The 22,649-nt window shown below is 72.5% G+C and carries 18 protein-coding genes and 1 pseudogene; 8 read left to right on the top strand and 11 right to left on the bottom strand.

Going from position 1 to position 22,649, the window contains the following annotated elements; translation table 11 throughout:
* Positions 1–116: 116 nt before the first annotated feature.
* The 6 genes from QK442_RS05385 to QK442_RS05360 all read right to left on the bottom strand — a co-directional run bounded on the left by QK442_RS05385 (position 117) and on the right by QK442_RS05360 (position 9,485).
* Complete coding sequence (locus QK442_RS05385; protein WP_282692644.1) at positions 117–1,394, bottom strand: MFS transporter; 1,278 nt, start codon at positions 1,392–1,394, stop codon at positions 117–119.
* Positions 1,391–3,991, bottom strand: a complete 2,601-nt coding sequence (locus tag QK442_RS05380) for an ATP-grasp domain-containing protein (protein WP_282692643.1) — start codon at positions 3,989–3,991, stop codon at positions 1,391–1,393. Before QK442_RS05380 ends, QK442_RS05385 begins: the two co-directional genes overlap by 4 nt.
* Before the next feature lie 61 nt (positions 3,992–4,052).
* Positions 4,053–5,366, bottom strand: coding sequence for a biotin carboxylase (locus QK442_RS05375; RefSeq protein ID WP_282692642.1), 1,314 nt, complete (start codon positions 5,364–5,366; stop codon positions 4,053–4,055).
* On the bottom strand, positions 5,363–7,807 hold the full coding sequence (hypF, locus tag QK442_RS05370; RefSeq protein ID WP_282692641.1) for a carbamoyltransferase HypF: 2,445 nt from the start codon (positions 7,805–7,807) through the stop codon (positions 5,363–5,365). Before hypF ends, QK442_RS05375 begins: the two co-directional genes overlap by 4 nt.
* 3 nt (positions 7,808–7,810) lie before the next feature.
* The gene (gene hypE, locus QK442_RS05365) at positions 7,811–8,836 is read right to left on the bottom strand and encodes a hydrogenase expression/formation protein HypE (RefSeq protein ID WP_282692640.1); all 1,026 of its coding nucleotides are present in this window, start codon (positions 8,834–8,836) and stop codon (positions 7,811–7,813) included.
* Positions 8,837–8,894: 58 nt separating this feature from the next.
* Entirely contained in the window at positions 8,895–9,485 is a 591-nt protein-coding gene (locus tag QK442_RS05360; protein WP_282692639.1) for a cysteine hydrolase, read from the bottom strand.
* Between the two features lie 881 nt (positions 9,486–10,366).
* Between QK442_RS05360 and QK442_RS05355 the strand changes: the two genes are divergently transcribed.
* Together QK442_RS05355 and QK442_RS05350 are read left to right on the top strand one after the other, a co-directional pair.
* A complete protein-coding gene (locus QK442_RS05355) occupies positions 10,367–10,555 on the top strand; it encodes a transposase (protein ID WP_282692638.1) in 189 nt (62 codons plus the stop codon).
* 82 nt (positions 10,556–10,637) lie between these two features.
* Entirely contained in the window at positions 10,638–11,753 is a 1,116-nt protein-coding gene (locus QK442_RS05350) for a DUF5954 family protein (RefSeq protein ID WP_282692637.1), read from the top strand.
* Between the two features lie 57 nt (positions 11,754–11,810).
* Here QK442_RS05350 and pntB read toward each other — a convergent pair whose 3' ends face one another.
* Positions 11,811–13,229, bottom strand: a complete 1,419-nt coding sequence (gene pntB / locus QK442_RS05345; protein WP_282692636.1) for a Re/Si-specific NAD(P)(+) transhydrogenase subunit beta — start codon at positions 13,227–13,229, stop codon at positions 11,811–11,813.
* Between the two features lies 1 nt (position 13,230).
* Positions 13,231–14,763 (bottom strand): Re/Si-specific NAD(P)(+) transhydrogenase subunit alpha, encoded by a 1,533-nt coding sequence (locus tag QK442_RS05340; RefSeq protein ID WP_282692635.1) that lies wholly within the window; start codon positions 14,761–14,763, stop codon positions 13,231–13,233.
* Positions 14,764–14,874: 111 nt separating this feature from the next.
* On the opposite strand from QK442_RS05340, the gene QK442_RS05335 reads away from it, so the two are divergent.
* The 3 genes from QK442_RS05335 to QK442_RS05325 all read left to right on the top strand — a co-directional run bounded on the left by QK442_RS05335 (position 14,875) and on the right by QK442_RS05325 (position 17,520).
* A complete protein-coding gene (locus QK442_RS05335; protein WP_282692634.1) occupies positions 14,875–15,477 on the top strand; it encodes a hypothetical protein in 603 nt (200 codons plus the stop codon).
* 86 nt (positions 15,478–15,563) lie between these two features.
* The gene (locus QK442_RS05330) at positions 15,564–16,538 is read left to right on the top strand and encodes an acetylxylan esterase (RefSeq protein WP_282692633.1); all 975 of its coding nucleotides are present in this window, start codon (positions 15,564–15,566) and stop codon (positions 16,536–16,538) included.
* A 49-nt stretch (positions 16,539–16,587) separates the two neighbouring features.
* Entirely contained in the window at positions 16,588–17,520 is a 933-nt protein-coding gene (locus QK442_RS05325; RefSeq protein WP_282692632.1) for a LysR family transcriptional regulator, read from the top strand.
* 7 nt (positions 17,521–17,527) lie between these two features.
* Here the strand turns inward: QK442_RS05325 and QK442_RS05320 are convergent, their stop codons facing one another.
* Positions 17,528–17,998 (bottom strand): hypothetical protein, encoded by a 471-nt coding sequence (locus tag QK442_RS05320; protein WP_282692631.1) that lies wholly within the window; start codon positions 17,996–17,998, stop codon positions 17,528–17,530.
* A gap of 162 nt (positions 17,999–18,160) precedes the next feature.
* On the opposite strand from QK442_RS05320, the gene QK442_RS05315 reads away from it, so the two are divergent.
* Complete coding sequence (locus QK442_RS05315; protein ID WP_282692630.1) at positions 18,161–19,525, top strand: carbohydrate-binding protein; 1,365 nt, start codon at positions 18,161–18,163, stop codon at positions 19,523–19,525.
* Between the two features lie 28 nt (positions 19,526–19,553).
* Here the strand turns inward: QK442_RS05315 and opcA are convergent, their stop codons facing one another.
* Positions 19,554–20,468 (bottom strand): glucose-6-phosphate dehydrogenase assembly protein OpcA, encoded by a 915-nt coding sequence (gene opcA / locus QK442_RS05310; protein WP_282692629.1) that lies wholly within the window; start codon positions 20,466–20,468, stop codon positions 19,554–19,556.
* A gap of 181 nt (positions 20,469–20,649) precedes the next feature.
* A pseudogene (locus QK442_RS05305) lies at positions 20,650–21,153 on the bottom strand (DoxX family membrane protein); the annotation flags it as partial.
* A gap of 225 nt (positions 21,154–21,378) precedes the next feature.
* Between QK442_RS05305 and QK442_RS05300 the strand changes: the two are divergent.
* Together QK442_RS05300 and QK442_RS05295 are read left to right on the top strand one after the other, a co-directional pair.
* Positions 21,379–22,005, top strand: coding sequence for an HdeD family acid-resistance protein (locus QK442_RS05300; protein ID WP_282692628.1), 627 nt, complete (start codon positions 21,379–21,381; stop codon positions 22,003–22,005).
* A gap of 183 nt (positions 22,006–22,188) precedes the next feature.
* Positions 22,189–22,611: a DUF350 domain-containing protein gene (locus tag QK442_RS05295; protein WP_282692627.1), complete on the top strand. Its 423-nt coding sequence runs from the start codon at positions 22,189–22,191 to the stop codon at positions 22,609–22,611.
* Positions 22,612–22,649 lie beyond the last annotated feature (38 nt).

Raw genomic sequence — 22,649 nt, 5'->3', positions numbered from 1 at the left:
GTGTGCCGTACTCGGGACAGAAACGGCATACGGCGATGACGGAGAGCGGGGAAGGGCTCCCGCGCGGGACACCCGAGCGGGCCGGGCGCCACCGCGCGGGAGGAAGAACGGGACGGTCACGCCTTCTCGTCGACCGGCTCCGCGGTCGGCTGCACGGGGAAGTCCTTCAGCCGGGGCACCGGCGAGAACACGATCCACAGCAGGGCTGCGAGGAAGCCGAAGGCCGTCGCGTACAGGGTGTTGCGCAGGCCGATCGCGTCGCCGAGGAGCCCGCCGACCAGGGCGCCGAGCGGCAGCGGCCCCCACGCGATGAACCGGCAGCCCGCGTTCACCCGGCCCAGCAGGCGGTCCGGGGTGATCGCCTGGCGCAGGCTCACGACGTGGATGGTCGACATCGTCGAACCGATGCCGCAGCAGGCGAAGGCCGTCACGTACATCGCGTACGACAGCGGTCCCGCCCCGGGGGCCAGGGGGACGAGGAGCGGGGCCGCGCAGCACAGCACCAGTTCGGCGACCACGGCCCGGCCGAGGCCCAGCCGGTTCTTGAGCCAGGTCGCGGCGACCGCTCCCGTCAGCGAACCGACGGCGCCCACGCCCAGGACGAGTCCGATGGTGCCGGGGCTCATCCCCAGCTCCCGGGCCGCGTACAGCACGAAGACGGTCTGCAGGGACATCCAGCAGAAGTTGTAGGTGCCGGCCTCCAGGGCGATGGCCCGGATGGAGGCGTTGCGCAGCACCACGCGCAGCCCTTCGGCGATGCTCCGGGCGGTGGAGGTCTTCTCCTCGGGAATGTCCGGGGCCGGCTCCGGCCGCCGGATGGCGAGCAGGCTCGCCACGGAGACGGCGTACGAGAAGGCGTTGGCGAGGAGGGCGACCGGTGCCGTCAGCCAGCCGACCAGCAGGCCGGCGAAGCCGGGCCCGCCGATCTGTGCCAGGGAGCTGCTGGCCTGAAGCTTGCTGTTGCCCTCCACCAGGTGCTCCCGCTTGATGAACGAGGGCAGGTAGGACTGGTAGGAGACGTCGAACAGCACGGTCAGCACGCCGACGAGCAGCGCCGTGACGTACAGGTACTCGATTCCCAGGACGTCCAGGTAGGCGCACAGCGGGACGCTCCCCACCAGCAGGCCCCGCCCGATGTTGCTCCAGATCATGAGGGGCCTGCGGCGGCGACGGTCGACCCAGACCCCGATGAACAGGGTCGCCCCGAGGAAGGGGGCGAAGCCGGCGGCGTTGAGCAGTCCCAGCTGGGTGGACGAGGCATGGAACTGGTAGACCGCCGCGAGGGGGAGTGCCAGCTGGGTGATCTGCGCTCCCATCAGCGAGACCGACTCGCCGCCCCAGAGTTTGAGGAACTCGCCGTCCCGCCACAGCCCGCCGGGGCGCGGGGCGTTCACGCCTCGTCTCCCGGTTCGTCGGTGACGTGGTAGCAGCAGCCGATCTGAGCCCCGTTGGACATGCTGACGATGCCGACCCGCGGGTCGGGCGTACCGCGCACCAGCATTCCGGAGTAGGCTCCGCCGACCATGAGCACGCCGTAGGCGACGACCATGCGCTCGAAGCCGAGGCCGTCCTCGGCCAGGAAGCGTTCGGCGACGGGCAGCACGCGCTCCTGGACGACGAACGGTCCGCCGACCGCGCCCCTGACGTGCTTCTCCCATTCCTCCTGGCCGACCGACCAGCCCGGTATGACGCCGACCCCTCCGTACAGCAGCGTGGGCTTGAGTGCCAGGTGGTCCTTGTGCGCCAGGACGTACGGGAGCAGGTCGACGGTGTCGCCGCCGCGGTGCACGACCTCGTCGCGGAGGAAGCGGGTCCAGGGCAGGATCCTTTCCACCAGGGCGAGTTCGTCCGTGGTGAAGGCACTGCGGTTGCGCTCGTCGCTGAGCATGGCGAGGCTGCCCTTGTTGCCGTACAGCTCGCAGTCCAGTCCGGCGAACAGGAAGGTGTGTCCGGCGTGGACCGCGTCGAGCAGGGGGTCGACCAGGTCGCGGCTGCGCTGCTCGTCGGCCATCTCGCCGGGGAGGAAGATCCGGTACACCACGTCCACCTTGCGCCCGTGGACGTGGGGGACGCCGTCGCGGTAGTCGAACTCGGCAAGGCTGCAGACCACGGCGTCGAAGCCGTGACGGAGCCAGTCGGGGACGACAAAGTCCAGCCACGGCTTGGTGTAGGCGTATCCGTCGGGCCATTCGGTGAGGGCGAGGACCGGGCGCGCCGGCAGCTCGAACCCCGCGTCGGCGGCCTCGGCACGCAGCACGTCGGCGATCCGCCCGATGGGGTCCGGATGGGTCAGGCGCTCCTTGTGCGCGAAGTCCTGGAACGCCCTGTTGCGGTCCGCCGGGCGTGAGAACTCGCCCATCTGCCAACCGCCGAGCGAGCTTCCGGTGTTGAGCTCCATCAGCTTGAAGCCGTCCGGCTGGCGGTACATGTCCGCCCGGGACATGGCGGGCATGCGGCGTCCCGCCCCCCGCATCACCAGGTCGACCTGGGTGTCCGTCATGCCGACGGCGCGGGCGAAGGCGCGGCGGTCGCCGTCGAAGAGGCGGTCGGGGATGGTGGTCAGCAACTCGAACAGGCCGTTGAGGTCGGCTTCGAGGCGGACGCGGTCCGAGGAGTCGAGGAAGACCGGCCGGTTCAGCGCCTTGCCACCGCCTGCTCCGTAGCTGTTCCAGTCGTTGCGCAGCTCAGGGACGATCATGTGCGCCGCCTCCCGCTCCGCCGCCAGGTAGCGCCGGGTGACCGGATTCTCCAGGAGCGCTCCGAGGCCGTCGTGGGGGGATCCGCCGAGAACCGGCCGGATCTCGGCTTCCGCCCGGTCGAGCGCGACGGTGCAGGACGTCTCGTCGTCGCCGGCCGCGATGACGGCGGCGGTTCGGGGGGTGAGCGCCTTCGGCGGCAAGAGGAGTTCGTCTCCCGGGGCGGCCAGCGGCACCACGTCCGTCACGCCGGGGACCTCGTCCGCCCGCCCGAGCTCCAGCCGTTCCAGGACGCCGTCGTACGACGGGTAGAGGAACCGCACCTCGGCGTACCGCTCGTGTCGGGGGGTCAGGTCGGGTGTGCGGCCCGAGGCCAGCGCGGCTCCGGCGACCGTCAGGTCGATGCCGCGGGCCAGGGTGCCGACGTACGGGATGAGGTCGCCGCCGAGGCGGCCGTTGAGCTCGATGAGGCGGCAGCCGGAGGGAGTCAGGCGGATCTCGGTGTGGGTGATGCCCCGGTCGATGCCGAGGGCACGGTGGGCCGCCCGGACGAGGGCGTCGACTTCTTCGGCCCACGGCTCGTGCCGCCAGGGGCCGACCAGGTGGCCGACCTCCTCGAAAGCGGGGTCGAAGCCGAGGCGCTTGCGGGCGACGAACACCGGCTCCGCCTCGCCGTCGACCACGCAGCTGTCCACGCTGATCTCCGGTCCGGTCAGGTACTCCTCGACCAGCACGCCCCGCTCCGTCCGGATGCCGGGGAACGTGGTGCCGGTCACCAGGGCGTAGGCGTCGGCCAGTTCGTCCGCGGCACGCACCAGCGTCACCCCCATGCTGCCGGCGAGGGAGCGGGGCTTGAGCACGATCGGGTAGCCGATCTCGTCCGCCGCGGCGGAAGCCTCCTCCGCGCTGTGGACGAGGCGGTGCCGGACACCGGACAGGCCGGCCCGGTCCAGCAGGGTCCGGGTGGTGTACTTGTCCCGGCATGCCTCGGCGGCCTCGGCGGAGAGGTGGGGCATTCCGAGCTGCTCGGCGACCCGGGCCGTGGCGATCAGCGAGAGTTCGTCCCAGGTGAACAGACCGGCCCGGGGGCCGGCCTCGTCGGACTCCGCCGCTTCCGCGTGCAGCTCCTCGACCGCCTTGCGCAGGGTCTCCGCACGGGTGGTGTCGGCGATCCGGAAGGAAGCCACGTAGGGCTTCTCCCAGGTGAGTTCCTGGGAGGTGACCAGCGAGATCTCGTACTCACGGGCCAGGGAGGCCATCGCATACTCGCGGTAGGCCTTCAGTCGGCTGCCCACGACGACGAGTCGGGGTCGGCGCTCTTGCATCCGGGTTTCACACTTTCTGTCGTCGGGGGGTTCAGAAGGGCCGGGGCCGGCAGCTCATGGCGAAGGACTCCGCGGTCTTGCGGATCGCGGCCTCCACCGAGCGGCTGGAGTCTCCGCGGAAGCGGAACCGCGCGGCGACGTGTTCGTAGCCGCCCACGGCGGGCAGCACGTCGCCGGGGCCGGGCACCACCTGCGTGTACGGACCGTCCTCGTCGGTTCCCTCGGCCCAGCTGACCGCCGTGACCTCGCACGGGGGCGGAACGGGGAGCGGCAGCAGAAGCCACCCGGCGGTCGTGTGCCCGTCCGTGCGGATCGTGTCCCGCGCGGACGGGCCGGTCGTCCCTGCGGCGGGCTCCGGGTCGACCACGGGCACGGCCGGAGGGCGCCCCAGTTGGATGTCCGCGGCCGCGGACATCAGGTCGAGGCCGTGCACCTCGCGCCACACGAACGGAATCTCCCCTCCCCCGACTCGGGCTCCCGCCTCCAGGAAGACCGGTCGGGGCGAGCCGTCGGGAGCCCTGCTCAGGAACGCCTCCATGTGGAACACCCAGGGCCGGCCGTCACCGAGTGCCTCGGCCGCTGCGGTGGTGAAGTCACCCAGTGGACCCAGGACTTCCGGGTCGTCGAACTCGACCGACCCCAGGAAGCTGCCCTTGGTGAACTCCTCGCAGTTGTTCACGTACCGCGAGACGCGCCAGGGACCGAGTGCACCGCCGGTCCAGAGCCCGTCGACGTGCAGGACGGGGTCGGCGACGAAGGACTGCACGACGCGCGGCTCGTGCCGGTCCGGGAGGAAGATCCCGGCATGGGCGTCGAGGTCGTCCTCCGCGTGCAGCAGGAGCACCCCCCTGCTGGCCGTGCCACGCCGCGGCTTGACCACCACGGGCCAGCCGTGGTGCCCGGCGAAGGCCCGGACGTCCTCGGCCGTGTCGGCGTCGGCGTACTCCGGCACCCGCACACCGGCGGCGTCGACCAGGCGGATCATGGTCAGCTTGTCGCGGAAGCGCTCCAGTTCCGCCGGGGTCTGCCCGGGCAGCCCGAAGGCCGCGCGGAGCGCGGCCGCGTTGTCGAGGTCCCCCTCGTTGAGCGCCACCAGGCGGCTCGCCGGGCCGAACCGCTCGATCATTTCGGCGACCGCGGCCCGCGTCTCCACGTGGTCGTCGGTGGCGCGGACGGTCCGTACCGCCGCCGCCTCCTCGGGGACCGAGGAGCGGCCGAGCTCCGTCGTGACGTAAGTGACCCGGTGGGCCCGGTGGTCGAGGTAGGCGGCGTACCGGGCGTGGTGGTCCCGCCAGCGGTGCAGGACCACCACGTGCTCCGGGCCCGTTCCCTCGCGTCCGTTCATCCGCGCGGCCCCTCATCGGGCGCCGTGAGCTGGGCATGGGCCACCATGACCTGCCCCAGCGCGATGCCCCCGTCGTTGGTGGGCACCTGCTGCTGGCAGTACGCGCGGAACCCGGCGCGCCGCAGCTCCACCAGGCAGTTCACCAGCAGGAACTCGTTGAGGAAGACCCCGCCTGAGAGCACGACCTGCTCGAAGCCCTCCGCGCTCCGGTCCTCGCGGACGGCCCGGCAGCGCTCGACGACCATGTCGACGACTCCCGAGTGGAAGCGTCTGCTGATCTCCGCACGGTCCACGCCGTCGGCGAGGTCGCGGGCCAGGGCCCGGACCACGGGCCTGGGGTCGATCTCGACGGTCTCCGCGGTGGCATCGAGCGCGAAGCGGTAGCGCTGGTCCGGGACGGTCATGGAGAGGTCCCTGGCGAGGAGGCCCTCCAGCTCGATCGGTCCCTGTGCCTCGTACTCGGCGTGGGTGGTGACGTCGAGCAGCGCGGCGACACCGTCGAACAGCCGCCCCATGCTGGAGGCGTGCGGCGCGTTGACGCCCCGCCGGGCCATGGTGGCGAAGACGTGCAACTGCTGCTCGTCCCACCGTCCGAGCACCGGGAAGGCGCCCACCGCCTCCTCCGGTCCGCCCAGGGCGTCCAGGGCCAGCGCGAAACCGGTCCTGACCGGTTCCTTCACGGCGCGGTCGCCGCCCAGCAGGGGGACGGTGCGCAGGTGTGCGACCCGGTGGGCCTGCCGGTAGCTCCCGAGGAGGAACTCGCCGCCCCAGGTGGTGCCGTCCGGCCCGTAGCCGGCCCCGTCGAAGACGACGCCCAGGGTGGGTCCGGTCAGCCGGTTCTCGGCCATGCAGGAGGCCATGTGCGCGTGGTGGTGCTGCACCTGGACGACCCGGTCGTAGCCGGCGCCCTCCTCCTTCAGCGCCAGCCGCGTGGCCCGGAACTGCGGGTGCAGGTCGACGGCCGCGTTCAGGGGCGTCAGCTCGTGCAGTGCAGCCAGATGGCGCGCCGTCCGCTGGTGGGACTCCCAGGTCTCGTCGTTCTTCAGGTCGCCGATGTGCTGGCTCAGATAGACCCGGGTGCCGCGGGAGAGCGCCACGGTGGTCTTCAGCTCGGCGCCGAAGGCGACCGTCGGAGCCAGCTCGACGCCGACCTCGACGGGGTAGGGGGCATAGCCGCGGGCCCTGCGCAGGAAGCTGACCAGGGGAGCGCCGAGCTCCGGGTGGGCGGAGCACCGGACGAGCGAGTCGTCGACCCTGGTCTGGATGTCGCGGTCGTTGTACAGGATCAGGTCCGCGATGCCGAAGAGGTGCTCCAGCGCGTCCTCGTTGCGGTACGCGATCGGATACCCAGAGATGTTCCCGCTGGTCATGACCAGCGTGTCCAGTCCTTCCTCGGCCACCAGCAGATGGTGCTGGGGCGCGGAGGGCAGCATGACGCCGATGTTCGGGTTGCGGGGCGCGATGGCCTCGGACAGCCCGGCCGGCTTCTTGCGGACGAGCACGATGGGCCGCGAGGACGAGGCCAGCAGCTCCGCCTCGGCCGGTCCGATCTCGGCGAAGCCGGCCGCGGTCTCCAGGTCACGGGCCATGACGGCGAAGGGCTTGGAGTCACGGCGCTTGCCCGCCCGCAGGCCTCGCACCGCCGCCTCGTCGCGGGCGTCCACCGCCAAGTGGAAGCCTCCGACGCTCTTGACCGCGACGATCTTCCCCTCGCGCAGCGCCGCCACCGCGGCCGCCAGTGCCGCTTCGTCCCGCAGGTGGTTCCCCGCAGCGTCGGCCGCCAGGAGCCGAGGGCCGCAGTCCGGGCAGGCGTTGGGCTGGGCGTGGTAGCGGCGGTCGAGCGGATCGGCGTACTCGTCCGCGCAGGCGGCGCACATGGTGAAGTCCGCCATGGTGGTCTGCGCCCGGTCGTACGGCAGCGCCTGGACGATCGAGTAACGCGGCCCGCAGTTCGTGCAGTTGATGAAGGGGTAGCGGTACCGGCGGTCCTCCGGGTCGCGCAGTTCGGCGAGGCAGTCCGCGCAGACGTGGCCGTCGGCGGGGACGATGGTGTCCTTGCTGCCCGTGTGCACGCTCGTCCGGATGACGAACCCGTCCGGCGGGTCGGCCGACGCGGGCAGTTCCTCGACGTGAACCCCGGTGACCCGGGCCTGGGGCGGCGCCTGGTCGGTGAGGTCCGCGAGGAAGGCCTCCACGGTGGCGAGGGGGCCGGTGACCTCGGTGAGCACGCCCTCGGGGTCGTTGAGGACCCATCCGGTCAGACCGTACGCGTGTGCCGACTTGTAGACGAAGGGCCGGTAACCGACGCCCTGGACCACTCCGGTGACACGGGCGAGGCGGCGGACGGGTGCCGCGCCGGGGTCTCCGGCGGTCCCGCTCGCGGTCGTGGCGGAGCCGCCCCGTCGAGGGTCTCCGCACACATCCTGTTCGGTGGCGGTCATGGGTCAGCAGAGCCGCGGGAGTTCGGCGCCCAGCAGTTCCTCGACCACGGAGTCGCGGCCCTCGGCGTCCCGCATCAGGACGACCGCGCCGTCCTGCTCGGTGACCTCGCCTATGGTGACGGCCCCGGCTCCGTACTTGTGGGAGCGCAGGGCGTCCAGGACCTTCTGCTCGGCCGAGGGGTCGACGAACAGGCAGACACACCCCTCGTTCGCGGAGTGGATCGGGTCGATACCGAGCATGTCCGTGGCCATGAGAGTCTCGAACTGGATCGGAAGCGCTTCCTTGTCGATGCGGATGGTGCGGTCGACGGCCTCCGCGTACTCGTGCAGGACCGCGGCCAGGCCTCCCCGGGTGACGTCACGCACGGAGCGCACGTCGCCCTCGTCCACGGCGGCGAAGAGCTTGTCGAGCATGCCGTTGACCGGGGCGCAGTCGCTCAGGACCCGCTGCTCGAATCCCAGTCCCTCGCGGATCGAGAGCAGGTGCACGGTGTGGTTGCCGATCGGACCGCTGAGGATCACCCGGTCGCCCGGCCTGACGTTCCGCATCCTCAGCGGGGTCCGCTCGAACACGCCCACTCCGGCAGTGTTGAGGTAGATCTGGTCCGCCTCGCCCTTGCGCACGACCTTGGTGTCGCCGCAGACGATCTGGACGCCGGCCTCTCGCGCGGTCTCCCGGATCGAGGTGAGCACCTGCACCAGGCGGGCGATCGGCAGACCCGTCTCCAGGATCATGCCCAGGGTGAGGTACAGCGGCTTGGCGCCCACCACGGAAAGGTCGTTGACGGTTCCGCAGACCGCGATCTTGCCGATGTCGCCGTTGCCGAAGAAGGGTGGGTCGACGACGAACGAGTCAGTGGTCATGGCTATCTGCCCGGTGGCGATGGGCAGCATCGCGCTGTCCTCCATCTCGCCGATGTAGACATCGCCGAGAGTCTCCACGATCAGCGCGAGCAGTTCGTGGCTGAGCTGTGTGCCGCTGCCGTGGTCGAGGACGACTTCACCGAGTTCGGTCGCAGGGGTGGTCATCGGGTTTCCCTTCGAGGCGTAGGGGGTGGGCGCTGTGTCGCGCGGAGGAAGGGAGTTGCTACGGAAGGATCTTGACGACCTTGCGGGGCAGCTCGCCCTCGCCGTCCAGCGTGGCGAGGATTTCCTCGGAACTCGCGACGGTGGCGCAGTAGCCGCTGAGCCACTCGAGGGAGCGGTCGCGGGCCTCGGGGTCACCGGACACCACGCAGTCGGAGGGGACCCAGATGTTGTAGCCGCGGAAGAACGCGTCGGCGGCGGTCGTCTGGACGCAGATCTGCGTCTGCAGGCCGGTGACGAGGACGGTGTCCACACCGTTCTTCTGCAGCAGGTCGTGCAGCTCCGTCTCGTAGAAACCGCTGTCCTTGTTCTTCTCGACGACGGTGTCGGAGGGGTCCAGGAAGTACTCCAGGATGGCCGCGCCCTCGCTGCCGCGCTGCAGCGGCAGGGTGCCGTCGAAGTCCCTTTCCACGTTGGGGTCGTCGGGGAGGTTCACCAGCTGGAGGTGGTAGATGCCGTGCCCACGACGGCGCATCTCCTCCAGGAAGTTGACGAAGCGGGGCCGCGCCTCGGCCATGGCGGCGGTCCGCTCGGGCGTCTTGTGAACGACGTCGGACTGCAGGTCGTTGGTGAGTACGGCGATCTTGCCCATGCGATTCCCTCGTGTGGTTCGGAGCATGACTGAGCTCGGCCGGCGCGTCCAAGGGTGGTGGAGGCAGGCTGGCGCAGACGGTGGATGCTTCTGAAAAGTGGGGGAGGCGCTCCATCAGAGCGCTCTGGACACTGCTGGTTGAGAGGGGCTGCCCTTCCCGGCACAAAGTGTGGTCGGTCACGCGTGACCCGAGGCGGAGTGTCGGAGATCCTCGGGCGGGGCAGAGACTCGCACATCCGCCATGAACCAGTCAACAAAGCCACGCGGTTGTGGGTCCTGTGAAGATTCCGCCAGAATCTCGCTGACGGCGCGGTGGCCTCGCACGGGAAGGCGGCACTGCCCCGGGTCCTGCCCGGTGCAGGCGACCACCTGGACGGCCAGTCGCCATCAGGGCCTTGACCTGCGGACCCACGCACGTGATGATCTAGATCGGTTCACGGTGAGGCGCACCCGCTCCGTCCCCGCTCACGCAGCGAGAGCCCCCACCCCCCATGGCCGGAAAGCGTGCCCAGGCGTGCCACCTGTCCCAGACGACTCTTCGCCCACAACTCCCCCGAAACCAGACACATTCGACACCTGTCAGAGGCAGATGACGATCGGTCTCGACAGGCCGCCCGGCGTTCCTGTACGCAATGCACGACGCCGAGACCGCGCCCTCGGCGTCGGTGTCGGTGCCCCACCCGCTCCACACCCCGGAGGTCGACCGTCGGCGACGAGGTGCGCATGCGTCACCCGATGACACCAGGGCACCGGCGTCGCGAGGGGCGGCGACGGGGGTGGGAGACCGCCTGGACGGGCCGTGACGTGGCGAGGACTTCACCGACCGGTATCCGGGTGACGGGCGGCCGGGTCTCTCACCTGCCCAGTCGTCCACCGCCTGTGTGCCGCAGTTCGTGCTCGGTCTGTCGAACCGGCAGGTCACCGAGGCGGTGCGCTGCCGCATCGACTTCATGTACGCCATGGCCATGGAGCTGGACGATCCCGGTGTCCACCACAGTGTGCCGGCCGACTTCCGCGACCGGGCCTTGTCCCCGGTGGATGGGACGGGCCTTGTCCCACCCACCACATGAGCCGTGCACAGGGACATCTGCTCAATCCGGCCGATCCGGCGAAACCGTGATACGGGCTCGTGGTTGCCGCCAGGATGGTGACATGAGCCATGAAAGTGCGGGGCCGGGCGAGTGGCCGGTGACGGTGAGGGTTCCGGTGGAGCCGGTGGAGGCCGCGGTGGAGGCCGATGCCCTCGACGCGGCGATGCGCTCCCGGGCCCTGGCCGTACGGGGCCCGCTGTTCGGAGTGGCGGCGCAGGGCGCGGAGGACGGGCGGCGGTGGCGGGTGGTCCTGGAGGTCACCGAGCCCTGTCCGCAGGATGCCCGGGACGCGCTGAACTCCTTCTTCTGGTTCCGGGCGAAGGACGAGGCCGGGAGCAGGGAGGAGCGGCGCGCGCTGCTGGAGGCGGTCGCCCGGCTGGAGCGCGAGCGCGTCGACGAACTCACCGTGCTCGGCACCCGCTACCGCGTGGTGAGGGCCGAGGAGTACACGGGCCTGGACGCGCACGGCGACGTCGAAGTGCCGCGGCCCACCGACCCCGAGCCCCTCTCCCCCGACTGGAGCCGTGGCGCCCGGGACGCGAAGATCGACCAGGGCCTTGTTCTGGACCCGGAGGCGCCCCTTTCCCCCGTCCGCGCGGCGGAGCGGCTGTCGTTGCGTACTCTGGCCTACACCGGGACCAGGTTCCCCGGCGCCGTGCTGCGGGACTCCGCGCGGGCCGTGGAGAGCCATCCCGACGTCCTCCTCATGCCCGCGCTCTTCAGGATCATGGAGCGGTCCGGCGACAAGCCCTGGACGCTGGGCGGCGGACTGCACGCCACCCCTCACGACACACGCCGGTCGCTGGACTTCCTCCTGGTCTGGAGCGAACCCCGTCGGATCGGCCTGATCCCCTACGACATCGCGAGAGACATCCGCATGCCCGTCGACGCGCGCACCCTCGTCGCCGAGGGGACCGACCCCGCGGTCGCGGAACTGGCGGTGTTCGTCGAGACCGCGGACCGGCTCCGCGCCCAGCGGCTCGACCAGGTCGAGGTCCACGGCACCACCTACCGGATCGGCCGCACCCGCCGCCTGCTGCGCTGGGGCCCCGACGGACCGGAGGGCCCACGGCCGTCCGACATCGACAACCACGCCCCCAGCGCCCTCCATCCGCCCCTCGACGAGGACGGCGTCATCCACCCCGAAGAACCCACGCAAGAGGAGGCCGCCTCGTGACCAGGCCGGCCATGAGCAGGCTCCTCCGGTGCGGCCGGTCACGGCCGGCACCGGGACTCACAGGGCGCTGACGATGTCCTCGACTCGGTCCTTGGCGTCGCCGAAGAGCATCGCGGTGTTGGGGCGGAAGAAGAGGGGGTTCTGGACGCCGGCGTAGCCGGAGGCCATCGAGCGTTTGAAGACGATGACCTGGTCGGCCTCCCAGACGGTGAGGACGGGCATGCCGGCGAGGGGGCTGTCGGGGTCCTCGGTGGCGGCCGGGTTGACGGTGTCGTTGGCGCCGATGACGAGGACGACGTCGGTGTCGGCGAAGTCGCTGTTGATCTCGTCCATCTCCAGGACGATGTCGTACGGCACCTTGGCCTCGGCGAGGAGGACGTTCATGTGGCCGGGGAGGCGGCCGGCGACGGGGTGGATGCCGAAGCGGACGTCGACGCCCTTGGCGCGGAGCTTGGAGACGAGTTCGGCGACGGGGTACTGGGCCTGGGCGACGGCCATGCCGTAGCCGGGGGTGATGATGACCGAGCGGGCGGCGTCGAGGAGTTCGGCGGCGGCCTGGGCGGTGATCTCCTGGTACTCGCCGTGGTCGGTCTCGGGGCCGGCCGGGGCCTCGATGCCGTAGCCGCCGGCGATGACGGCGAGGAACGAGCGGTTCATCGCCTTGCACATGATGTACGACAGGTAGGCGCCTGAGGAGCCGACGAGGGCGCCGGTGACGATCAGCAGGTCGTTGCCGAGGAGGAAGCCTGAAGCGGCGGCCGCCCAGCCGGAGTAGCTGTTCAGCATCGACACGACGACGGGCATGTCGCCGCCGCCGATGGAGGCGACCAGGTGCCAGCCGAGTGCCAGCGCGAGGACCGTCGCCGCGACGAGCGGCCAGAGGGCGGGCGCGGCGGTGAACCGGACGGTCAGGGCGGCGAAGAGGACGAGGGCGCCGAGGTTGAGGACGTTCCTGCCGGGGAGCATGAGCGGCTTGGAGGCGATCCGGGCGGCGAGCTTGAGGTAGGCCACGACCGAGCCGGTGAAGGTGACCGCGCCGATGAAGACGCCGATGAAGACCTCGGCGTGGTGGATGCCGAGGGTGCCGAGCGCGTCGAGGGCGGCGGCCTCGGGGCCGTCGGGGTGGTGCTCCACGTCGAGGTAGCCGTTCCAGCCGACGAGGACGGCGGCCAGGCCGACGAAGGAGTGGAGCAACGCGATCAGTTGGGGCATGCCGGTCATCTCGACTCCCCGGGCGCGCCACAGGCCGATGAGCGCGCCGGTGAGCAGGGCGAGGGCGAGCAGGCCGGCGGCGCCCGCGCCGATGCCCCGGTCGGCGGCGAGGACGACGGTGGCGACGAGGGCGAGGCCCATGCCGAGCATGCCGAAGGCGTTGCCGAGGCGGGCCGATTCGTGTTTCGAGAGGCCGGCGAGGGCGAGGATGAACAGCAGTGCGGCGACGAGGTAGGCCGCCTGTGCGGCGTGGGTGGCGGACATGTCAGCTCCTGGTGAACATTCCGAGCATGCGGCGCGTCACCGCGAAGCCGCCGAAGACGTTGATGCCCGCCAGCAGGATGGCGACGGCCGAGAGCACGGTGACGAGGGTGCCGCCGTGGCCGATCTGGAGCAGTGCGCCGACGACGATGATCCCGGAGATCGCGTTGGTCACCGACATCAGCGGGGTGTGCAGGGCGTGGTGGACGTGTCCGATCACGTAGTGGCCGATGACGATCGCGAGGACGAAGACGGTGACGTGGGGCAGGAGGGCGGCGGGGGCGAAGCCGACGGCGAGGAAGAGGGCGAGGGCGCCGAGGGCGACGCCGGTGAAGCGGCGCCCCTGCGTCATGGGGGCCTTGGTGGCGGGGGGCTTGGCGGGCGGCCGGGTCTGCGGGGTCGCGTCAGTGGGGGCGGCGGAGACCCGGACGGGCGGGGGCGGCCAGCACGGTGCGCCGTCGCGTACGACGGTGACGGAGCGCTGGACGGGGTCGTCCGGGTCGAGGACCAGGGTGCCGTCCTTGCCGGGCGTCAGAAGCTTGAGGAGGTTGAGGAGGTTGGTGCCGTAGAGCTGTGAGGCCTGGGTGGGGAGGCGGCCGGCCAGGTCGGTGTAGCCGAGGATGGTCACGCCGTTCTCGGTGACGGTCCGTTCGCCGGGTACGGTGCCGGCCACGTTGCCGCCGTTGGCGGCGGCCATGTCCACGATGACCGAGCCCGGTCTCATGGTGGCCACCATGTCGGCGGTGATCAGGCGGGGGGCGGGGCGGCCGGGGATCAGGGCGGTGGTGACGACGATGTCGGCGGCGCGGCACTCCTCGGCGTAGAGGGCGGCCTCGCGCGCCTTGTACTCCTCGCCCATCTCCTTGGCGTAGCCGGTCGCCGAGACCTCCGTCTCCGGGGACTCGATCGCCAGGTACTCGCCGCCCAGGGAGCGGACCTGGTCGGCGACTTCGGGGCGGGGGTCGGTGGCCCGGACGACCGCGCCGAGCGAGCCGGCGGTGCCGATCGCCGCGAGGCCCGCGACGCCCGCGCCGGCGACGAGGACCCTGGCCGGGGGCACCTTGCCGGCGGCGGTCACCTGGCCGGTGAAGAACCGGCCGAACTCGTGGGCCGCCTCCACGACGGCCCGGTAGCCCGCGATGTTCGCCATCGACGACAGGACGTCCATCGACTGGGCCCGGCTGAGCCGGGGCACGGCGTCCACGGACAGGACGGTGAGGGGGCGGCGGCTCAGCTCCTCGACCGTCGCCGGGTCGGTGGCGGGGGCGAACATCGCGATCACGGTGGTCCCGGGGCGCATCCGGTCCAGCCGGTCGGGGCCGGGGGCGTTCACGCCGAGCACCACGTCCGCCGCCGTCGCCTCGCCGAGGCGCGCCCCGGCCGCCTCGTAGGCGCTGTCGACGAAGCCCGCCGCGGCGCCCGCGTCCGGGTCGACGACGACCTCGTACCCGAGTCCGCGGATCCTCTCGACCGTGGCGGGCGTGGCCGCCACCCGTCGCTCGCCGCTCCGTGTCTCCCTGAGGACTCCGACAATCACCAGGCTCCTCCGTTCGCCGCTCTCGCCCCCACCTTGGCCCCCGCGGGCGACTCCGTGAAGAAGGCTCGCGCGGTACGTCCGTATGCTGCCCACCTGGGAGGAAGGATGAGCATGACGGAGTTCGGGGTGGGCCTGCCGCGCTACGGGCGGCGACCTCCGGTGCGGCTGCTGCCGCCGCTCGGAGGGCGCGGGCGGCGGTGGCGCGCCCTGCGGAACCTCTTCCTGGTCCGTTGTGTCCTCGCCCTGCCGGAGGACCCGGTCGAGGCGTTCGCGGCCCTGCTGGAGCCGGTGCGGAAGGTGTGGCGCCTCCTGGTCCGCCTGTGGGCGGGGCCCGGCATGCGGGGCGGCTGGCAGAGCGACGCGGGCCGACTGCTGCTGGCGGTGCACGGGGCCTACTGGAGCCGGGACGCGCTGCGTACCGACGAGCCGAGCTGTTACGTCGGGGTGGCCGGCGGCACCGTGACGGTGCGGGCCACGTGGCTGCCCGAGGCGGAGGCGGTGGCCCGGGCGCACGCCGGGGTGCGGGTGACGCCGTGGCCGCGGGCGCTGCGGCGGCGGGTGGACATCGCCTTCCCCGACGGCTCGTGGCTGACGGTGCGGGCGGCGGGTGCGGGTGCCGCGGGGCGGTTGCGGGCGCGGCTGGTCGCGGGTGTCGCCGTGGCGGGTGCCGGCGCCAGGGCCGTACGAGAAGGCGGAGATCGTTCACGTATATGAATTCGGTGGGGATGCGGGCTAGGGTGAGGCGGGCCGGGGCCGACCGGTCGACATTTCGAACGCGATGAGCTGACCAGGCGGTGTACATGACCCTGTTCGACATGCCCCTCGACCGGCTCCGGGAGTACCGCAGTGGGTCGGTGGAGCCGGAGGACTTCGACGCGTTCTGGGCGAAGACGCTGGGCGAGGCCCGGGAGTTCGGGCTCGACGCGCGGTTCGAGCGCGTGGAGACGGGGCTCGCGACGGTGGAGACGTACGACGTGACGTTCGCCGGGTTCGGCGGGCAGCCGGTCAAGGGGTGGTTCGTCGTCCCGGCCGGGGTGACCGAACCGGTGCCGGTGGTCGTGGAGTTCCTCGGGTACGGCGGCGGGCGCGGGCTCGCGCACAGTCATCTGCTGTGGGCGTCGGCCGGGTTCGCGCACTTCGTGATGGACACCCGTGGGCAGGGCAGCGGTTGGGCGCCGGGCGACACCGCGGACCCGGTGGGCAGCGCGCCCGCGTTCCCGGGGTTCATGACGCGGGGCGTGGAGGACCCGGAGACGTACTACTACCGCCGGGTGTACACGGACGCGGTGCGCGCGGTGGAGGCGGCCCGCTCGCACCCGCTCGTGGACGCGGCCCGCACCGCGGTCACCGGGATCAGCCAGGGCGGCGGGATCACCGTCGCCGTCGCGGGGCTCGTACGGGACCTGGCGGCGGTCGCGCCGGACGTGCCGTTCCTGTGCGACTTCCCGCGCGCGACGACGGTCACGGACCGCACGCCGTACCGGGAGATCGGCAACTACCTGAAGACGCACCGGGGTCGGGTGGAGCGGGTACGGAAGACGCTCGCCTACTTCGACGGGGTGCACTTCGCGGCCCGGGCGACCGCCCCCGCGCTGTTCTCCACCGCCCTGGAGGACCTGACGTGCCCGCCGTCGACGGTGTTCGCGGCGTTCAACGCGTACGCGCACGAGGACAAGGCGATCGAGGTCTACGACTTCAACGACCACGAGGGCGGCGGCGTGTTCCAGCAGGCCGCGCAGTTGCGCTGGCTGCCGGAGCGGCTCCGCGCCCGATAGCCCGTCCCTTGGTCTGGACCTGTCAGGCGCAGGGCGTCAAGCTGGGCGCATGGACTTGGAGTTGCGGCATCTGAAGACGGTCAGGGCCATCGCGGAGGCGGGCAGTCTCACCCGCGCGGCCACCGCCCTCGGACTGGCGCAGCCCGCCCTGAGCGCCCAGCTCAAGCGGATCGAACGAGCACTGGGCGGGGCCCTGTTCGTGCGCGGCCGGGACGGCGTGCGGGCCACCGCGCTCGGCGATCTGGTCCTGGACCGGGCCCGGGTGGTGCTGCCCGCCGTCTGCGAACTCCAGGAGGAGGCCGTCCGGTTCGCCCGGGACGGCGCCGCCGGGTACCGACTCGGCGGGACCCACGGGCCGCTGCTCGGCGGCCTCGTGGACCGGCTCGCCCGGGCCGATCCGGAGGCGCGGGTGACCACGTACACCTCCTGGTCGGAGCGGGAGGTGGCCGGCGGGGTGGCGGCCGGGCGGCTCGACTTCGCGCTCGTCGGCGTCTGCGGCGAGAGCTCGCCGCCCGAGGTGGGGCGGCTCGCCTGGACCGAGGTGGCCCGCGACCCGGTGTACGTGATGCTGGCGACCGGCCATCCGCTGGCCGCCCGCCCGCACGTCGCCCTTGCCGAACTCGCCGCCGAGGAGTGGACGGACGTACCCGGGGACGGCTGCTTCGGCGACTGCTTCGCCGCCGCGTGCGTACGGGCCGGCTTCACCCCGGCCCGGGTGTACGAGACGGACACCGCCTCCTGCGTCCACCTGGTCCAGGTGGGGCGGGCGGTGGGCCTGTGCCGGGCGACCTTCCCCGCCACCCCCGGCATCGTGGCCCGCCCTCTGACCGGCGCGCCGCTCGTCTGGCGCCACCTCCTCGGCTGGCACCCCGAGGGCCGCGCCGCCGGCCACGCCCCCACCGTCCTCGCCCACGCACGCGACGCCCACGCGGAGGCGCTGGCCCGCAGCGCGGGGCGGACGGCGGCGGGGGCAGTGTTCTGAGTGGCCGTCAGGTGTCGTACTCGCCGTCCCAAGGGGCCGAGAACCCCAGCCCGTCGGGGTGGAGCTCCGCCCACTCCTCCGTCTCGCCGTCCTCGCCGTGGTCCTCCACGACCAGGCCGAACAGGGCTCCTTCGAACCGTACGGCGAAGGGCGCGACGGCGATGTCCCCGTACCACCGCCCGGGCAGGGCGTCCAGACACGCGTCGAGGAGCTTCCTCGCGGCCTCGACCGCCCGCCGCTCCCCGTCCGCCGTCGTGCCGGTGGACACGATGCTCGACTCCAGGTGCCGGCCCGCCCCGTCGAACCGGTGGAGGACCGCGTACCAGCGCTTGTGCTCCTGCCAGTCGTCGCCCGTCCTCCAGTCCTCCGGGAAGGCCGCGGTGACCGAGGCGAAGAACCGGCCGCCGTCCCACCCGCCGATGGTGGACGTGCGGTGGTCGGGCTCGTGCTTGATCGGGATGACCTCGGGAACGCTCATGCACCGCACCGTAGGCCCCGCCCCCGACAGTCCGGCGACGCCCAGGCCTTGACCCTGCGGGCCATAACGCGGAGGAAGGGGTCGTTCGGGAGCTCCCCCCGGGAGTGGCGCCGTTCCTACGGTTCTCGGCAGATCCCCCACCGAGAACCGAGGAGACTCCCCATGCTCCGACGACACGCCCGTGCGGCGTGTACCGCGCTGGCCGCCGCCGGGATGGTGCTGGCCGGGCTTCAGGCCGGGTCCGCGACCGCCGCGCAGCCTTCCGCCGGGACCGGTCCCGCCGTGCAGAGCGCCGCCCGGGCGCTCGGGGCGGCCGAGGCGCCGCCCGAGCTGCTCGCCGCCATGGGCCGCGATCTGGGCCTCAGTCAGGTCCAGGCCGAGCGGCGGCTGGTGAACGAGGCCGAGGCCGGTGCCACGGCCGCCCGGCTCCGCGACCGGCTCGGCGGCTCCTTCGCCGGGGCCTGGGTCGCGGGGGCCGAGTCCGGCTCGCTGACCGTGGCCACCACCCGTACCGCCGACCTCGCCGCGATCCGGGAGGCCGGGGCGGCGCCCAGGCTCGTCCGGCACGACCTGGCCTCGCTGGAGCGGGCCAAGGAGGCCCTGGACCGGGCGGCGACCGCCGACGCCCCGGTGCGGTACGTGGACGTGCGCACCAACACGCTGGTCGTCGAGGAGACCAGGGCCGGGGCCGCGGCCCGCCTCGCGGCGGCCACCGGCGTGCCGAAGGAGCTCCTGCGGGCCGTGCGGTCCGCCGAGGCGCCGCGCCCGCTCTACGACATCCGGGGCGGCGACGCGTACTACATGGGCGGCGGCGGACGCTGCTCGGTCGGCTTCGCGGTGACCCGCGGCACCACGCAGGGCTTCGCGACGGCGGGCCACTGCGGCCGGGCAGGCCAGTCCACCAGCGGCTACAACCAGGTCGCGCAGGGCAGCTTCCAGGCGTCCGTCTTCCCCGGCAACGACATGGCGTGGGTCGCGACGAACAGCAGCTGGACCGCGACCCCGTACGTGAAGGGCGCGGGCGGCGCGAACGTCCAGGTCACGGGGTCGGTGCTGCAGCCGGTCGGTGCCTCGGTCTGCCGCTCCGGCTCGACCACGGGCTGGCACTGCGGCACCATCCAGCAGCACAACACCAGCGTGACCTACCCGGAGGGCACGATCTCGGGCGTCACCCGGACGACCGTGTGCGCCGAGCCGGGCGACTCGGGCGGCTCGTACATCTCCGGCAGCCAGGCGCAGGGCGTGACCTCGGGCGGCTCGGGCAACTGCTCCAGCGGCGGCACCACCTTCTTCCAGCCGCTGAACCCGATCCTCTCGAACTACGGCCTGACGCTGAGGACCACCGGGTCCGACCCGGGCCCCGGCCCGGGCGAGCCCGAGCCGGGCGGCACGTGGAAGGCGGGCACGGTGTACGCGGCCGGTGCCACCGTCACGTACGGCGGTTCCACCTACCGCTGCATCCAGGGCCACCAGGCGCAGACCGGCTGGGAGCCGCCGAACGTACCGGCACTCTGGCAGCGGGTCTAAGCCCGGAAGGCCCTCGTCGAGCGGCGGTTCAGGAGGGGCGACCCTCCAGGGCCGCCGCGTAGGCGTCGTCGGGGTCGAGGTGGCGGAGTTCCTCGGCGATGAGCTCCGCGGTCGTGCGGACCTTGAGGGCCATGACGCGGCTCGGCTGGCCGGGGATGGCGAGGTGGGCGACCGGGCCCTCGGGGCGGTCGATCAGGATCTCGCCCTGCAGGGTGCCCATCCGGACCGCGGTGACGACCGGGCCCTCGGAGACGATCCGCTCCACCGGGACGCCGAGCCGGACCTCGAACCAGCGGGCCAGCAACTCGGCGCTGGGGTTGGCCTCCTCGGCCTCCACGGCGGCCGAGACGACCTCCGTCCCGGCCTGGTCGAGGGCGGCGGCCAGCATGGAGCGCCAGGGGGTGAGCCGGGTCCAGGCGAGGTCGGTGTCGCCGGGGGCGTACGAGGCGGCCCGGCTCTCCAGTGCGCCGAGCGGGTCCTCGACCGCGTACGCGTCGGTGATCCGCCGCTGGGCGAGGGCGCCGAGCGGGTCCTTGGAGGGGACGGCGGGGGCGTCCACCGGCCACCACACGACGACGGGGGCGTCGGGCAGCAGCAGCGGCAGCACCACGGAGTCGGCGCGGGCGCCGAGTTCGCCGTGGAGGCGGAGCAGCACCGTCTCGCCGGACCCCGCGTCGGTGCCGAGGCGGACCTCGGCGTCGAGCCGGGTCACATGGCGCTCGCGGGGCGACAGCGCCCGGCGCCGGATGACGACGAGGGTGCGCGAGGGGTGTTCCTTCGATGCCTCGTTGGCGGCCCGCACGGAGTCGTAGGCGTTCTCCTCGTCGGTGACGATCACCAGGGTGAGGACGACGCCGACGGTGGGGGTGCCGGCGGCCCTCCGGCCCTGCAGGATCGCCTTGTTGACCGCGCTGGAGTTGGTGTCCGTGAGATCGATCTTCATTGCCCGGCGTCCGTCCCTTCCTCAGCGGCGAGCCTAACGCCCCGCACGGAGTTCGGCGGTCGGTGGCTCAGTTGTGGTCCTGCTCCTCGTCGCCCTCGCCGTTGCCGTTGCCGTTGCCGTTGCCGTTGCCGTTGCCGTTGCCGTCAGGGGCCAGGTCGGCCTCGGTGGCGGCGGCCGTCGCCGCCTTGCCCTGGGCCCGGCGGCCGACCACGGCCGCGGCGGCGAGCGCCGAGCCGACGAAGGCGACGGCCACCACCCAGGGGCGGTCGAGGACGTGCCCGGTGGCGTGGTCCAGGGAGTAGCGGCCGGCACCGGTGATGCCGATGGCGGCGGCGGTGAAGCCGAGGAAGGCCGGGTACTCGTAGCCGCCGGCCTGGGCGAAGAAGCCGGCCGGGGCGTGCACCGAGACGGCGCCCGCCATGGCTCCGGCGGCGGCCGCGCCGGCGGCGGGGGTGGCGAGGCCGAGGGCGAGCAGCGCGCCGCCGCCCGCCTCGCCGAGGCCCGCGGCGACGGCGGACTCGCGGCCGGGGTTGAAGCCCATGGCCTCCATCGCCTTGGTGGTGCCCTCGATGCCCCCGCCGCCGAACCAGCCGAAGAGCTTCTGGGTGCCGTGCGCGGCGAGCACGGCGCCGGTGCCGACCCTCAGCACGAGCAGCCCGAGGTCGCGTCGGTTGGGGTGGGCCATGACGTTCTCCAGGTGCGGGAGGGGACGCGTACGTCTCCACTCTCGGCGTGCGGCTCCCCCGCCGCCGCCCGGAACACCGACCGATACGCCACATGAGTCATCTTTTGCGGCGTTCGCACGGTGTTGCTTGACTGGGGCGGGCCTTCACCGAGGCGTTCGCGCGCTCCGCCGGCAGGTGACGGCAGGTGACCGGCACGCGGCCGGCAAGCGAAAGGACACGGACCCATGACGCAGACGCACGACCGACCGCACGACAGGCCGCACGACCGGTCCGCGCGGAGCGACGTGCCGCCGGGCCCGCTGGGGGTGCTGGCCGGGGCGGCCTGGCAGGCACTCCTGCTCGCCGGGGTCGTGGCCCTCGTCCTCGGCGTCCTCGTGCTGGTGTGGCCGGGTGCCTCGCTGGTCGCGGCCGGGGTGCTCTTCGGCCTCTATCTGCTCTTCAGCGGTGTGATGCAGCTGGTCGCCGCCTTCGGCACGCACGCCACCACCTCGCTGCGCGTGATGGCCTTCATCAGCGGCGCCCTGTCGATCCTGCTCGGCCTGTTCTGCTTCCGGGGCGCCACTCAGTCGATCCTGCTGCTCGCCCTGTGGATCGGCATCGGCTGGCTCTTCCGCGGCATCACGCAGACGGTGGCGGCGGCCTCCGATCCCGCGATGCCGGCCCGGGGCTGGCAGGTCTTCCTCGGCATCGTCAGCGCCGTCGCCGGCGTGGTGCTGATCGTCTCCCCGCTGGAGTCGGTCGCGGTGCTGACCGTGCTCGGCGGGATCTGGCTGATCGCGGTCGGCGCGGCCGAGATCGTCACCGCCTTCCAGGTCCGGTCACGGGCCGAGCACCTGCCGCCCGGCGCCTGATCCGCCCGGCCGGCCACGCTCCTCCGGTCCGCCGTCCGCCGTCCGCCGTCCGCCGTCCGCCGTCCGCCCGATCGTCCCCTCGATCTCCGGGCAGACGGCGGACCGGCTTGATCCGTGCGCTAGATTTTGCCGGTCCCCGACCGTCGATCGCTCGCGATCACCACTCTCCGGAGCCGGCTTCCCATGACCGACATCGTCAACGGCCTCGGCCGTACCACCGCCTACGGCGCCCTCGGCGTGGTCCTGCTGATCCTCGGCATCGTCCTGGTGGACATCCTGACCCCCGGCAGGCTGAGCCGGCTCATATGGGAGCAGCGCAACCGCAACGCCTCCATCCTGCTCAGCTCCGCCCTGCTCGGTGTCGGCGGGATCGTCTTCACCTCCATCTGGACCACCTACGACAACTTCGGCAAGGGCCTGCTCTCCACGGCCGTGTTCGGCCTTCTCGGCCTGGTCATGATGGCCGTCGCCTTCCTGGTGGTGGACCTGATGACGCCCGGCAAGCTCGGCGCCGCGCTGGTCGATCCCGAGCCGCACCCGGCGGTCTGGGTGACCGCCTCGTGCAACATCGCCGTCTCCGCGATCGTCTCCGCCTCGATCGCCTGACGCGCCCGGTATCGCCGCCACTGTCGCCGGCCCGGCCC

It is taken from the genome of Streptomyces sp. CC208A (genome assembly GCF_030010625.1).
In the GTDB taxonomy this organism is placed as follows: Bacteria; Actinomycetota; Actinomycetes; order Streptomycetales; family Streptomycetaceae; genus Streptomyces.
The sequence above is the reverse complement of the archived record's forward strand: the minus strand, read 5'-3'. Positions and strand labels throughout refer to the sequence as shown.

What these genes read in the sequence shown, in the direction of transcription:
- QK442_RS05330 (WP_282692633.1), top strand. Translation starts at nt 15,564, where the DNA reads ATGACCCTGTTCGACATGCCCCTCGACCGGCTCCGGGAGTACCGCAGT.
- QK442_RS05350 (WP_282692637.1), top strand. Translation starts at nt 10,638, where the DNA reads ATGAGCCATGAAAGTGCGGGGCCGGGCGAGTGGCCGGTGACGGTGAGG.
- opcA (WP_282692629.1), bottom strand. Translation starts at nt 20,468, where the DNA reads ATGAAGATCGATCTCACGGACACCAACTCCAGCGCGGTCAACAAGGCG.
- QK442_RS05320 (WP_282692631.1), bottom strand. Translation starts at nt 17,998, where the DNA reads ATGAGCGTTCCCGAGGTCATCCCGATCAAGCACGAGCCCGACCACCGC.
- QK442_RS05295 (WP_282692627.1), top strand. Translation starts at nt 22,189, where the DNA reads ATGACCGACATCGTCAACGGCCTCGGCCGTACCACCGCCTACGGCGCC.
- QK442_RS05315 (WP_282692630.1), top strand. Translation starts at nt 18,161, where the DNA reads ATGCTCCGACGACACGCCCGTGCGGCGTGTACCGCGCTGGCCGCCGCC.
- QK442_RS05360 (WP_282692639.1), bottom strand. Translation starts at nt 9,485, where the DNA reads ATGGGCAAGATCGCCGTACTCACCAACGACCTGCAGTCCGACGTCGTT.
- QK442_RS05300 (WP_282692628.1), top strand. Translation starts at nt 21,379, where the DNA reads ATGACGCAGACGCACGACCGACCGCACGACAGGCCGCACGACCGGTCC.
- hypE (WP_282692640.1), bottom strand. Translation starts at nt 8,836, where the DNA reads ATGACCACCCCTGCGACCGAACTCGGTGAAGTCGTCCTCGACCACGGC.
- hypF (WP_282692641.1), bottom strand. Translation starts at nt 7,807, where the DNA reads ATGACCGCCACCGAACAGGATGTGTGCGGAGACCCTCGACGGGGCGGC.
- QK442_RS05335 (WP_282692634.1), top strand. Translation starts at nt 14,875, where the DNA reads ATGACGGAGTTCGGGGTGGGCCTGCCGCGCTACGGGCGGCGACCTCCG.
- QK442_RS05375 (WP_282692642.1), bottom strand. Translation starts at nt 5,366, where the DNA reads ATGAACGGACGCGAGGGAACGGGCCCGGAGCACGTGGTGGTCCTGCAC.
- pntB (WP_282692636.1), bottom strand. Translation starts at nt 13,229, where the DNA reads ATGTCCGCCACCCACGCCGCACAGGCGGCCTACCTCGTCGCCGCACTG.
- QK442_RS05325 (WP_282692632.1), top strand. Translation starts at nt 16,588, where the DNA reads ATGGACTTGGAGTTGCGGCATCTGAAGACGGTCAGGGCCATCGCGGAG.